Below are 12,851 nucleotides of genomic sequence, written 5' to 3'. Positions count from 1 at the left end.
ATGGGTGTCTCCACCTTATTCAAATTGGACAATGTCTTTTATAAAAGATTATAATAGATTTCGGCAACGATAACCAATGCTAAAAACCAAGGAGGCTATTACATATGGCACAAGAACGTACAGGAGCTGCTACTTTTAAAGGCAATCCTTTGACACTCTTAGGTCCTGAACTAAAGGTTGGAGATCAGGCACCTGATTTCAAATTACAGAAAAACCTGCTAGAAGCAGCTACGCTCCAAGACTTTGCGGGCAAAGTCAAATTGATCAGTGTTGTTCCTTCTTTGGATACAGGCGTGTGTGACGCACAGACTCGACGTTTTAACCAAGAAGCTGATTCCCTTGGGGATCAAGTCGTGGTGCTAACTGTCAGCGTCGATCTGCCTTTCGCTCAAGCTCGTTGGTGCGGTGCTGCCGGTATCGACCGCGTATTGACACTGTCCGACTATAAGGATCATTCCTTCGGCGAAGCTTATGGTGTGTTCATCAAGGAATTCCATTTGGATCATAGAGCTATTTTTGTAATTGATCAAAATAACAAAATCTCTTACGTAGAATACTTGAGCGAAATGTCCGAACATCCTGACTATGACCAAGCGATTGCAGCAGTGAAAAAACTCGTCTAAATCAGACTGAATATTAAAAAAGCGAGTGAAGGGTTGCCTTCCTCGCTTTTTTTGACGTTTGTCTGCCATATCACTGCTCACACATCTACAATTACTGCACGACCTTATGAGCGGACAGCTTCTTGTCAATCACAGCGAACAGTTGCAAAATGATGCGGTAATTCGCGCCCAAGTCCCCTAGCGATCCGCGTGAAGCAGAATAAATATCCACCGCACTCCGAACTGGCGAGACGGACAATATGGAAACGGTAATGTCGACAGTTCTACCGAACGCCGTTCGCTTCTCTAACGTAATCTCACCTACGGATGCTACCTCATGGAGTACCTTGTAGCCAGGAATTTTTTTCAAAATAGATGATACTTCTTCCCAAGCCCTGTCTCTCGATAAGTTATAATAGCGTGTCTTCATTTGGGGGTCCTTGACCCGGTCGCTTGTACCTTCTTGGCTGCGCACAATCCCTACCAGAGTCCTCTTCAACGACAAGACATTTCCTCCTTCACGATAATCGTTGCCGAAATGCAGCACATCGGTTTTTTTGCTGCAAGCGCTTTATAAAAACGTTAAACAACAAAAAGTTAACCGACCATACCTGTGGTATGCGACCTTAGTACCTCATGTCTTAGTTTAACATTGTTGCATACAAAAAACACCCTGTTTCTGCACGAAGCATGAACAGAGTGTATTCATTATCTTTGGAGTACCCGCCGATGCCGTCCGACCATAGCGTCTTCTGAACCTGCTTTAGCAGGTGGGTGACCGCAGAATAAACTTTTGAAGTCCCCTTGTCAGGAATTGACAGGGCTTTTCAGCTATTCATCCGTATAGATCTCCCTAGACATTGTCATTGGTTCAAAACAACAAATGACCGTAACGTGCATCGCAGGATGTGACCTTATTATAGCGCTTCTCACTCAGAAAGTAAATGCTAGGAGAAATATGTTTTATTTTTAGGGGTTATCACTTTTTTTGTCTTCAATGCTTGCCGTATCTTCATCTTTCTGCTTCATCTTTTCCATTTGATCCTGCATTTTGAGGAACGTTCCGTAAAAATTAAAGAAAGCGAACCAGGCAACCACGCTGCCAATGAAGAATAGGAAAAGCACAGGATATTTGACTCCGATAAATATAACAACAGCGCTGCCGAGCAGGGTAGAAAATACACGAAATGGTCGAATCAGCGTCAGTAACACCGCATTTTTAATAATTTGTCCGGTAGACATATGATAATGAGCCACCATCGAAAAGAAGTTAAACATAGACACAAGCAAAATAATGATAAGAATAAGCATAATTACGCCGACGATTTGCAAGTTGCTGAGTTGTGTCATATATACGGTATAATCCACATACATGATGACAAACAGCAACGTGTAAAAGATACCCCCGATCAAACTTTGCTTATAATTCTCTTTATACCCTTTAAAAAAGGTACGAAACACGCCCGTATCGGTATCGCCCATTACCCATTTGCGAACCACTGTGAACATAGCCGATGTGGCTGGAAATAAAGTAAGCGGTGCCAAAATAGCCATCGCCCAATTCATTTGTAAAGACTCATTAGCCAAATTCTGATTCATTACAAGTAGTTTCAGTATGAGGCAGAACACAAAAGGCGACGAACATAACACCCATAACAAATTTGTAGCCGCCAGTCGGGTAATCCACTCGGTCAGGCGGTAAATACCACCCATAGCTCCTTTAAACTCCAATGTCAGTCTCTCCCTCCGCAAGCCTTGGCAGTTCCAAGACTCATGTTGCTATGCCTATAAATTCCGGCTCTTGACTATATCATACCGTATTTCAGCCCTAATACGCCAGTGAAATCAATACGTGACCCATTAAAGCAGACCTCTAAAAGGTTCATACATACTGATTAATCATAACAAAAAAGCCGAAGCTTCACTGCTTCGACTTTTCATTATTTCATTTCTTATTCGGAAGAGGAATCTTCACGTCTTGCAGGACGACGAGTTTCTCCATTGCTGCTCGGGCGTGGTTTGCGATCTCCACTGTAGCGGCTTCCGGAATCACGGTTGTAGCCACCGCCTTCTTTGCCACGGTTGTAACCACCATATCCACCTTTGCTTCCACTACCGCCACTACCGCCAGAACGGTTGGAATTGTAACCACCGTTGCTGCGACCGCTATAGTTAGAAGGCTTGCGACCACCAGAACGCACGTCTGGTTTACGACGTTTTGCACGGATTGGATCTTCTGGAGTCAGTTCAATCGATGCTTCTCTCTTCTCACCAGTCATCAGCTTCAGAGCTGCAGAGAGAAGTTGTACAGAATCATATTGCTCCAGCATTTGAATAGCCAAACCTTTATACTCGTTCAGCTCACCGCTTTCTACAGCCTCTAGGAGACGTTCAGCAATGATACGTTGTTTACCTTCCAGAGCTTCAGCCAACGTTGGAAGCGGCTTGCGTGGAATGCGGTGACGAGTTACACGTTCGATAAAGTGCAAATGGTCAATTTCACGAGGCGTTACGAAAGACCAAGCTTCCCCTTCTTTACCTGCACGTCCAGTACGTCCAATACGGTGAACATAGCTTTCTGGATCTTGCGGAAGGTCAAAGTTCACAACGTGAGTTACGCCGGAAACGTCCAAACCACGGGCAGCTACGTCAGTCGCTACGAGCACGTCGATGCTTCCGTCACGGAATTTACGCATTACAGCATCACGTTGGTTTTGAGACAAATCACCGTGTAAACCGTCTGCAGAATATCCGCGTTTTTGCAGAGCTTCAGCCAGCTCGTCTACCCGACGCTTGGTACGACCAAATACGATAGCAAGTTCTGGGGATTCCATGTCGATCAAACGGCTCAATGCTTCGAATTTTTGACGCTCAGGAACTTCGATATAGGCCTGATCAATCAGTGGAGCACTAACTTGTTTAGGAATAACTGAAACATGCTCAGGATTTTTGAGGAATTGCTCAGCCAATCTTTTAATATTAGGAGGCATTGTAGCCGAGAAAAGCATCGTTTGACGCTCGTCTGGAACTTGCTTCAGAATGGATTGAATATCTTCCATGAAGCCCATATCCAACATTTCATCTGCTTCATCCAAAACAACTGTGTTTACATCTTCCAGCTTGATGGTTTTGCGATTAATATGGTCAAGCAAGCGTCCTGGCGTACCAATAATAATTTGAGGTTTCTTTTTCAAAGCACGAATCTGGCGTACGATATCTTGTCCACCATAGATTGGCAAAGTACGAAGACCTTTGAAACGAGAGAGTTTTTCGATTTCTTCAGCTACCTGGATAGCAAGCTCACGTGTTGGTGCCATGATCAGGGCTCTGATTTTTTCGTCGCTTCTAGAAATTTTGTTAATCAGCGGAATACCAAACGCAGCGGTTTTACCAGTACCTGTTTGGGCTTGGCCAATCATGTCTCTGCCTTGCAGTGCAATCGGGATGGATTGGGATTGAATTGGTGTTGCTTCTTCAAAGCCCAGTTCTGTAATCGCCTGAATTACTTTCGGTTCAAGATCAAATTCTGCAAATGTCGTCAAATTTATTCAAACTCCTTCATAATGGTGGATGTGGTGGACAATCCACAATGTTGTCTGTATTCTTAAGTAGCGATATTATTGTATAAGTTTTCCCCAATACAGTGACAGTTTATTTAGACCTATAACTGTATCTTTCTGTAATAAATTTGGGGAACCTATCCGATACATCTTAAACGAATTTATCCTTTTTAAAACAGTTTAAATTTTAAGTGTTTCTCTGGACATAGGTCCCTACTCAAGAATATCCACATCGCATTATAGCACAGAACAATTCATGAATACCAGCAAGTTGCTTCCCGTATAATTTAAATGAGGTGAAAATAAGTTGTTAAAAATAGTGTTAAACTGCTTAACTGTCATTCTTGGAGCCGCTGCCATTGCATGCGGTTTTAATCTGTTTCTCGTGCCACACCACTTGCTGAGCGGGGGAGTAGCTGGTCTTTCCATGTTAATTGGCTACTTCACAAAATTTGATATCAGCGCGATGTATTTTATTATCAATATTCCGATGCTTATTGCAGGCTGGTTTATTTTAGGCAAGCGTTTTATTAGCCTGAGCATTTTATCCGTTGTCGTTACAACGTGGATTTTGGCCTGGGTGCCGGTGCAATCTGTCGTGTCGGACCCCCTACTAGCCTCCGTTTTTGGTGGGGTGATGATCGGCGTTGGAGCAGGAATTTCCTTTCGGGTAGGGGGTTCTACGGGCGGTTTTGACATTATCGGTTCCATCGTCACTCGTTATCGTGACTTCCCCGTAGGAACTGTACTTGTTGGCATGAATGGACTGGTCATTCTTGCAGCAGGATATTTGAACGATGATTGGAATATTGCACTTGCGTCCATGCTATCTATTTTTGTGACTGGCAAGGTATTGGATCAAATCTATGTCAGTCACACGAAGATTACCGTCTACATTATTACAGAACACACCGACAAGCTACTGGAGCGGATGTTAACCACACCACGCGGTGTTAGCAAAATAAAAATTGAAGGCGCATTTTCACATACCGAAAAGGACATGCTGATGACTGTCACGACACGCTACGAGCTAGTTGAATTAAAACGGATCATTAAAGAAGTGGACCCTTCAGCTTTTGTCAATATTGTGGAAACGGTTGGGGTGATGGGTTCATTTCGCCGAAGATAAGCACAAACCCAAGTGTCAAAATATAGTTTCTGTGGTACACTATATGTGCGCTGTTCCCATAGTATATAAAGACCAGCTTTACCTGCTATTTCACAGGCACTTTGCTTTTCCGAATCGTATTGAATGATTCTTTTGGAATGATTCCGAGCAGGAAAGGGTGATTTTTGTGGAAATGGAAACGGTAAAACTGTCCGACATTGTCTTAAGATGGTACCCGGAAATGCTCCCTTCTCTCAAAAAGGATGAGCTGAACTCGATGATTGTGCTTCGGGACGGGATGGCCATACTCAAGCCAACGGATGCGCTAGAAATTATTCAGTACAGTATTTGCGAGCATCAAGACAATAATTATCTTCAATAAATTTCTTTACCAAGTGCCGCTTCTTCCGGTTACATCTACAACCGCGAAGAGAGCGGCATTATTTATGCATTTTTATGGATTCAATGAACACAGGTTGGGTTAATCATGTAAGACTGTGCCTGATGATTCCAGTATTGGTTACAAGCGTGTTGTTTTTCGATACATAACTTTACGTATAATCAGGTAAGCGACATACATAAGGGAGAGAGTTAGGAAATGAATATGATTTGGGCAATTATGCTATTGGCGATGGGGATAGGCGGAAACGGCGATCAGTCAGCCAACGCTCCAAATGTAAAAGATACGGTGGTAACAACAATTAGTAGCGCCATGATCCAGGCTCAGCACAATAATATGAAGGTGGATGCCTCCAATCCCCCAGTTAAAATTGACCCACAACCGACGACTCCTGCTATAAAGGGCATCTATGTCACGGCTTATAGCGCAGGCGGTTCGCGTATGACTCAGCTGCTTGAACTGCTTGACAAGACAGAGCTCAATTCCATGGTTATTGATATTAAAGACGATGCAGGTTACATCACTTATCCAACGACCAATCCCGAGCTGCTCAAATTGGGCAAGCCGCAAAAATTCATTCGGGATATTTCCGGTTTGATGGACCGATTGAAAAAGCATAATGTTTACCCGATTGCTCGTATTGTCGTATTTAAAGATACGGTACTAGCTAACAAAAATCCCGAGATGTCTTTCCGTAACCCTGACGGCTCTGTCTGGAAAAACGGCAAAGGAGACGGGTTCGTCAATCCCTATAATAAAGAAGTATGGGATTATAATATCGCCATCGCTAAGGAAGCAGCCAAACTTGGTTTTAAGGAAATTCAATTTGACTATGTACGTTTCCCCGAAGGCTTTGAGAAAAGAGCAGACAAGCTGAAATATACCAAATCAGATCAATCCCGCTCGGATGCAGTCGCTGAATTCGTACAATATGCCCGTAAAGAGCTTGCTCCATTAGGTGTACGAGTATCGGTAGATATTTTCGGATATGCCGCATCCGTTCCTGCTGCGGAGGGGATCGGACAGGATTTCACTAAAATCTCCGAAAATGTGGATGTCATTTCGCCCATGGTTTATCCAAGTCACTACACCACAGGCTGGTTCGGTGTAAAAGACCCCGATAAGAATCCATACCAGACGATTAAAGGCTCCATGGCCGATACACACAAAAAGCTTGATCCGACGGGCAAGCTAAAGCCAATTATTCGTCCTTGGATCCAGGATTTTACCGCAAGTTGGTTGGGGAGCGGACATTATGCTAAGTATGGAAAAACTCAAGTAGAGGACCAAATTCGAGCGCTTAAGGATATGAAAGTGGACGAATATTTACTTTGGAATGCCACAAACCGCTATACTAGCGGAGTAACATACAAATAATTTATCTCTCCGGACTTTTTATTATTTTATATAAAATTTAGAAATTATATAATCATTTCGAAGGCTGTCCCGTTGTTTGGCGAACGGGTGCAGTCTTTTTTATTACTGTTCAAATGTATCGGTATCCCTTACAATAAATACTTACATGTTATGATACATACGAATAATCAATCCCTAGTAAATGAGGAAAACAAAAATGCAATTGACTCTAACAACGGGACAGAAATGGAAGCAACTTTTCTACATTTTGTTCCCTATCCTGATTACCCAGCTTGCACTATCTGCCATGACTTTTTTTGATACGAATATGTCGGGACACTTTTCCCCTGCCGATCTGGCTGGAGTAGCCATTGGAGTAAGTCTATGGGTTCCTGTACAAACAGGCCTTAACGGAATACTTATGGCTATCACGCCCATTGTATCTCAATTGGTAGGAGCACAGCGCAAAGATAAAGTCTCCTACTATGTCATTCAAGCACTTTGGCTCTCTCTCGCCCTGTCTATGGTCGTTTTGATTGCTGGCATCATTTTGGTCAAGCCTATTTTGAACGGTATGAATTTGGAACTGAGAGTTCATAATGTGGCACTATACTACCTTTGTGCGATGGCTTTCGGGATTGTTCCTCTATTTGCCTACACTGTGCTCCGAAGCTTCATGGATGCATTGGGACAAACCCGTTTTACGATGTTCATCACGCTCATGTCGTTACCCATCAATGTATTGTTGAACTATCTCCTTATTTATGGAAACTGGGGTTTTCCGCGTCTGGGGGGTGTAGGCTCCGGGGTGGCAACGGCAACCACCTACTGGATCATCATGCTGGTCGCCGGTATCACTACGCATCGTGGAAAAATATTTGCCGAATACCGAATCTTCAGCAAAATATACAGGATTGCTGCTGGTGCTTTGAAAGAGCTCATCAAGATTGGCGTACCGATTGGATTTGCTATATTTTTTGAGACTGCCGTCTTTTCAGCCGTCACTCTCTTCATGAGTAGCTATAATACAGCTACCATAGCCGCACATCAGGCCGCCATGAACTTTGCATCTACGCTGTATATGATTCCACTCAGCATTTGCATGGCACTTACGATTCTAGTTGGCTATGAAACAGGGGCTGCTCGTCCGCGGGATGCCAAAGCTTATAGTGTAATGGGGATTAGCAGCGCAGTAGGTCTATCACTGATTACAGCTATTGTACTGCTTATCTGGGGTGAACAGGTCGCTCGACTTTACTCCACCGATCCGCAGGTCATTCAATTGGCACAGCATTTTCTAATCTATGCGATTTTCTTTCAGATATCTGATGCTGTCGCTACACCTACACAAGGAGCGCTACGCGGGTATAAAGACGTCAATCCAGCCTTTTTGCTCACATTCCTCTCCTATTGGGTCATTGGGCTTCCTGTAGGATATATACTGGCACGCTGGACTTCATTGGGACCCTACGGCTACTGGATCGGTTTGATAACAGGGTTGGCAGTAGGCGCTATTTTACTTCTTTGGCGTCTGGTGAGAGTACAACGTCGTTTCGCCCAAAAAAAACAACACGCAGAGGCTATTTAGCCTTTGCGTGTCTCGATTACATATGCTGCGCCTAAAGTTATTCGTTTTTTCTCCACAATAGCCACTTCATTCAGCTTGGGAGGATATAGAAAGTGTCTCTCCACATGTTGTTCAATCTCTTCAAATGCCTGTTCTTCATTTTCAGCAGCGAGAATGACGGTCAGCGCTCCTTCCGAACTGTCCACTTCGATTTTGAATAGGTACATATATGACTACCTCCTGATAGGACTCAAAGCTAAAAAAACAGCGGATGACTCGGGTCATCCGCATAATTTTGATCATTTCCAATATCAGAGCCGATCTATTTTACATAAAGGCTCTTATTATTGGGACAAACGCAAGGCCAGCTCATAAAGCTCCATATTGAAATCTTTTTTGGTATTTACAACCTTGTCAATATCTGTAGCTACCAACTTACCGTCGATCATTCCGCAAGCCTTGTCAGATATGCCCTCGATCAATTGGCGAACAGCAAAGTCACCCAAACGGCTCGCCAGGTTGCGGTCAAACGCTGTTGGTGTGCCTCCACGTTGGATGTGTCCAAGCACTGTAACACGAGGCTCATAATCCGGACAGTTTTCTTGGATAACTTGTGCTACTGTTTCGCCTTTGCCTACACCCTCAGCAACGATAATGATACTGTGGCGTTTACCATGCTTAAAGTTTTGTTTCATCCGGTCGGATACTTCGTTCAGGTCAAATTCTACCTCAGGCACCAAAATCGTTTCTGCGCCAGAAGCCAGACCCGCATGCAGAGCAATATCACCACAATGACGTCCCATAACTTCCACGATAGAAGAACGTTCATGGGATGACATCGTATCACGCAGCTTGTTGATTGCGTCCACTACGATACTAACCGCCGTATCAAAACCAATAGTGTAGTCCGTGAAGGAAATGTCGTTGTCAATCGTACCCGGAAGACACATCGTTTTAATGCCTTGCTTGGTCAGTTTGTTAGCTCCTTGGTAGGAACCGTCGCCACCAATCACGACTACGCCGTCAATTCCACGGTTACGCAAAATTTGAGCGCCTTTTTTCTGCCCTTCTTCAGTCGTAAATTCCAGGCATCTTGCAGATTGAAGTACAGTTCCCCCACGTTGGATGATATCTCCGACGCTTCTCAGATCCATTGGAAAAATATCGTCGTTCAAAAGGCCTTGATACCCACGTTGAATCCCGAATACCTCCAGTCCAAAATACAATCCGCTACGTACGACGGCGCGAACTGCCGCGTTCATCCCTTGTGAATCTCCACCACTTGTTAATACTGCAATTTTCTTAACTGCTGTCATGATTTATGACCTCCTCAAAATAATCATATAAGCCTTCTTATCCATCGACTGTTTAATAAGAAAAACAAACGCATGAGCGGACTATTTTTCATTAAACGTCTCGAAACAGCGCGAACGTCCTGCTGCTCGCTAACTTTAGGGTCGGATAAATATAAAGCCAGCAATCCCTCGATAATCATCCGGTGAAAGGAGCTGGCAGGGACATCTGCAATATCAGCCCGCGCCCGATTCACAACGTAGGCGATCCGGTCTAGCACCATGTCGGTATCTTCATAATAATTGCAAAAGTTAAGATCTCCGCCCTTCCGGTCTTCGTCTTGATCGATTAGATAATCCAGCAAAATATGAAGACTGCACACATGTGGAAAATACGATGCATGTATTGAGGCAGCCCCTGCATCTGTCAGATGCTGGTCGCTGGCAGCAAGAAACAGCATAAAGACCCCCAGAGTTGAACCGGTAGCCGCAGCAAACTCATTCCAGCGCAACTCTGGTGTACGGTCTTTATGAAGCGACCACCAATCCAAAAGCGCTTGTTCCCGCAGCTCGGGTTTAATATGCTTGTATACTTGCAAATCCGTGTATAATCGAGCCAAATCCTGAACGTAAGGCATAGCCGCCTCATAGCCCGGAAGCCTGCTTACACAAGACTGACAGGTTGTCACCAGCCTGGTCAAATAACCGCCATCCTCCTGCTCACGACGCAACTCATAATAATTCACTGGCCTAGCCGTCGGATTAACTGCATCCAGCATAGCCTGATGCAGTAGCCTGAAATCATCCGGGTCCATGGACGTACTGCGATCACACAGGTTGTCCAGATAATCACTAATGGTCTGATACGCTACGATCAGCGGAATTAGCGTCTGCCGGGCAGACATATTGGCAGCGGCATAAACCGCTCCACCCACGCAGTGAAATGTCTTATCCGCTATGCTCGCAAGCGCCTGGCTTCGCAGCTCAGGGTCCGGAATTTGTTCGGCCTTGCTCTTCCAGTTACTCAATTCTAGTTTCGTTTCAGGGAGAATGTGCTTGTACATTCGGCTCATTAGACCTATGGGGCCTCTCGGTACTTGATAACGTCCTTGCTCAACATAACTCAAATGACGGTGCCTCCACATTGTTGTCTACGTAATTATACCTATCCAAACCATATCCATTATAATATGATCGTCCTTTTAGCACAAATGAACAACCTCACTTTTTTCTTTAAAATTCAAGGAAATGAGCTATTCTTACAAAAAGAATTTTATACCTGTAATGTTTTATTAGTCAAAAATAGGAGTTACACAAAATCTATCCTTATAAGACTTTAATCGCAAATAGTATAAATGGCCTACCTATCCCTTGTCCTCTGCGGGCTTCATGGCTTGGATTCCCTCTCCCATGCTTGCCTGCTTCCATTTCCCGAAAGCATAATAGTAAATGACTGCTACGGCAGAAATAGCAAAACCAACAGGAAAGCTCCACCATACAGCATCTAGACCATACTCATCGACAAATACATAGGCCAAAGGTATACGAATGCCCCATAATGAAATAATGGTAATTAAAAGCGGTATCATGACGGAACCCGTTGATCGAACAACACCTGTAATGACATTGGTAACACCGAATATAACAAAAGACCACAAGGTGATCATATTAATCCGCATACCCAATTCCAATGCGCCCCCCGTAGATGGAAGGAACATGAGCAAGGCCTGACGATTAAACACGTAAATTAATACCACAGCTCCACCAGTCAACAAAAAATTATATACAATCCCAATCCAGGTTGTCATGCGCACTCGATCCCAACGTCCGGCTCCGATATTTTGAGCGGCAAAGGAAGATACAGCTGCACCTAACGCCATTGCTGGCATCTGCACATAGCTCGACAAATTATTGGCTGCTGTATAAGCTGCTGCTGCCACTGTCCCGTAGCCGTTTATAATATTTCCGTTGGAAGCGGCAGTCAATGCGGCTTCTCCCAGAAACTTCCCAACCCAGATCGAATTGATCGTTCCATTCAGGGATTGCAGAATGTTTCCGAACAGCATCGGCAAAGAGAACATAAACAGCGTTTTGGCAATAGGACCTTCAATCAGGGAAGGCTTACGACTAGCCTCTGCTGTACTCATTTTCTCAACTCCTTCAATTTGAAATGTCTTCTGCCTAGTTTTATTACGTATAATACCCTATTCCTGCTCAATCTTCTCATATCATAAACGTATTTACGCAAAAAAGCGCAGTCCCTTAAATTAAAGGAACTGCGCTCTCAATTCATAGTTTAACCGTAATATATAAGACATCCGTAGAAACGGAACCATTCTTACAATTCAGTTACACTTACAGTTTGATTACGTTAGCTGCTTGGGGTCCACGGTTACCTTCAGTAATTTCGAATTCAACCGCTTGACCTTCTTCCAAAGTTTTAAAGCCGTCGCCTTGGATTGCGGAGAAATGCACGAATACGTCCTCGCCACCATCCATTTGAATGAAGCCATAACCTTTTTCTGCGTTAAACCATTTAACTGTACCTTTCAAGTGAACAACCTCCTAAAAATACCGCCATCTATGGCGAATATCCATATTATACTTCATGCTTTTTCACAATGCAATTGATGTTTTTCCGGGTTTTTCGGGCTGGAATGATTTGCTTTTGCGGCGGAAACTGCGGTATCATGAACCAAAACATCTATAAAATCGGAGACATGCATATGATGAAAAAACACGAAATATACAAAAAAGACAATTGGAACATGATGACTGTCGAGGTGCAGGGCCGTTACATCGTTCTACGGGAAATATCCGATGATTGGGGCGAGGAAGCCCACACGTTTTTAAGCCGTCCGGCACTAATGCATTGGGCTCAAAATCGGTTTCCCAAGCAGTCCTTTCAAGATAATGAGGAAGAGTGGCAGCGGATCATGAACGCTTTCAAACAGGTCTAGCCTATT

General features: G+C 44.0%; 14 protein-coding genes and 1 other RNA gene. 6 read left to right on the top strand and 9 right to left on the bottom strand.

Going from position 1 to position 12,851, the window contains the following annotated elements; all coding sequences use genetic code 11:
* Positions 1-104: 104 nt before the first annotated feature.
* The gene (tpx, locus tag ACL9RM_RS06150; protein WP_250268014.1) at positions 105-623 is read left to right on the top strand and encodes a thiol peroxidase; all 519 of its coding nucleotides are present in this window, start codon (positions 105-107) and stop codon (positions 621-623) included.
* Positions 624-714: 91 nt separating this feature from the next.
* On the opposite strand, the gene ACL9RM_RS06145 is transcribed toward tpx, so the two are convergent.
* From ACL9RM_RS06145 to ACL9RM_RS06130, 4 genes are all read right to left on the bottom strand, one after another.
* A complete protein-coding gene (locus tag ACL9RM_RS06145; RefSeq protein ID WP_250268013.1) occupies positions 715-1,107 on the bottom strand; it encodes a DUF1499 domain-containing protein in 393 nt (130 codons plus the stop codon).
* Positions 1,108-1,318: 211 nt separating this feature from the next.
* A non-coding RNA gene (ssrS, locus tag ACL9RM_RS06140) (6S RNA) lies at positions 1,319-1,513 on the bottom strand.
* 58 nt (positions 1,514-1,571) lie between these two features.
* Positions 1,572-2,333, bottom strand: a complete 762-nt coding sequence (locus ACL9RM_RS06135) for a YesL family protein (protein WP_061828600.1) — start codon at positions 2,331-2,333, stop codon at positions 1,572-1,574.
* A 221-nt stretch (positions 2,334-2,554) separates the two neighbouring features.
* Positions 2,555-4,144 (bottom strand): DEAD/DEAH box helicase, encoded by a 1,590-nt coding sequence (locus ACL9RM_RS06130; protein WP_029516709.1) that lies wholly within the window; start codon positions 4,142-4,144, stop codon positions 2,555-2,557.
* A 325-nt stretch (positions 4,145-4,469) separates the two neighbouring features.
* Between ACL9RM_RS06130 and ACL9RM_RS06125 the strand changes: the two genes are divergently transcribed.
* The 4 genes from ACL9RM_RS06125 to ACL9RM_RS06110 all read left to right on the top strand — a co-directional run bounded on the left by ACL9RM_RS06125 (position 4,470) and on the right by ACL9RM_RS06110 (position 8,614).
* Positions 4,470-5,291, top strand: a complete 822-nt coding sequence (locus tag ACL9RM_RS06125; RefSeq protein ID WP_025722295.1) for a YitT family protein — start codon at positions 4,470-4,472, stop codon at positions 5,289-5,291.
* Between the two features lie 172 nt (positions 5,292-5,463).
* Complete coding sequence (locus ACL9RM_RS06120) at positions 5,464-5,652, top strand: hypothetical protein (RefSeq protein ID WP_080683009.1); 189 nt, start codon at positions 5,464-5,466, stop codon at positions 5,650-5,652.
* 216 nt (positions 5,653-5,868) lie between these two features.
* Positions 5,869-7,047 (top strand): putative glycoside hydrolase, encoded by a 1,179-nt coding sequence (locus tag ACL9RM_RS06115; RefSeq protein WP_235308030.1) that lies wholly within the window; start codon positions 5,869-5,871, stop codon positions 7,045-7,047.
* A 196-nt stretch (positions 7,048-7,243) separates the two neighbouring features.
* Positions 7,244-8,614: an MATE family efflux transporter gene (locus tag ACL9RM_RS06110; protein ID WP_250268012.1), complete on the top strand. Its 1,371-nt coding sequence runs from the start codon at positions 7,244-7,246 to the stop codon at positions 8,612-8,614.
* Here ACL9RM_RS06110 and ACL9RM_RS06105 read toward each other — a convergent pair.
* The 5 genes from ACL9RM_RS06105 to ACL9RM_RS06085 form a co-directional block, all read right to left on the bottom strand.
* Positions 8,611-8,820: a DUF3906 family protein gene (locus ACL9RM_RS06105; protein ID WP_013309710.1), complete on the bottom strand. Its 210-nt coding sequence runs from the start codon at positions 8,818-8,820 to the stop codon at positions 8,611-8,613. The two genes, ACL9RM_RS06110 and ACL9RM_RS06105, sit on opposite strands and share 4 nt — an antisense overlap.
* A gap of 117 nt (positions 8,821-8,937) precedes the next feature.
* Positions 8,938-9,909, bottom strand: a complete 972-nt coding sequence (pfkA, locus tag ACL9RM_RS06100) for a 6-phosphofructokinase (protein WP_061828603.1) — start codon at positions 9,907-9,909, stop codon at positions 8,938-8,940.
* Between the two features lie 23 nt (positions 9,910-9,932).
* Positions 9,933-11,012, bottom strand: a complete 1,080-nt coding sequence (locus ACL9RM_RS06095; RefSeq protein WP_061828604.1) for a tetraprenyl-beta-curcumene synthase family protein — start codon at positions 11,010-11,012, stop codon at positions 9,933-9,935.
* A gap of 237 nt (positions 11,013-11,249) precedes the next feature.
* A complete protein-coding gene (locus ACL9RM_RS06090; protein ID WP_250268011.1) occupies positions 11,250-12,032 on the bottom strand; it encodes an MATE family efflux transporter in 783 nt (260 codons plus the stop codon).
* 208 nt (positions 12,033-12,240) lie between these two features.
* Positions 12,241-12,438 (bottom strand): cold shock domain-containing protein, encoded by a 198-nt coding sequence (locus ACL9RM_RS06085; RefSeq protein WP_013309706.1) that lies wholly within the window; start codon positions 12,436-12,438, stop codon positions 12,241-12,243.
* 173 nt (positions 12,439-12,611) lie between these two features.
* Here ACL9RM_RS06085 and ACL9RM_RS06080 point away from each other — a divergent pair, with 173 nt between their 5' ends.
* A complete protein-coding gene (locus ACL9RM_RS06080; RefSeq protein ID WP_013309704.1) occupies positions 12,612-12,845 on the top strand; it encodes a hypothetical protein in 234 nt (77 codons plus the stop codon).
* Positions 12,846-12,851 lie beyond the last annotated feature (6 nt).

Source organism: Paenibacillus sp. S29, assembly GCF_049319765.1.
GTDB classification, from domain to species: Bacteria; Bacillota; Bacilli; order Paenibacillales; family Paenibacillaceae; genus Paenibacillus; species Paenibacillus polymyxa_B.
The sequence above is the reverse complement of the archived record's forward strand: the minus strand, read 5'-3'. Positions and strand labels throughout refer to the sequence as shown.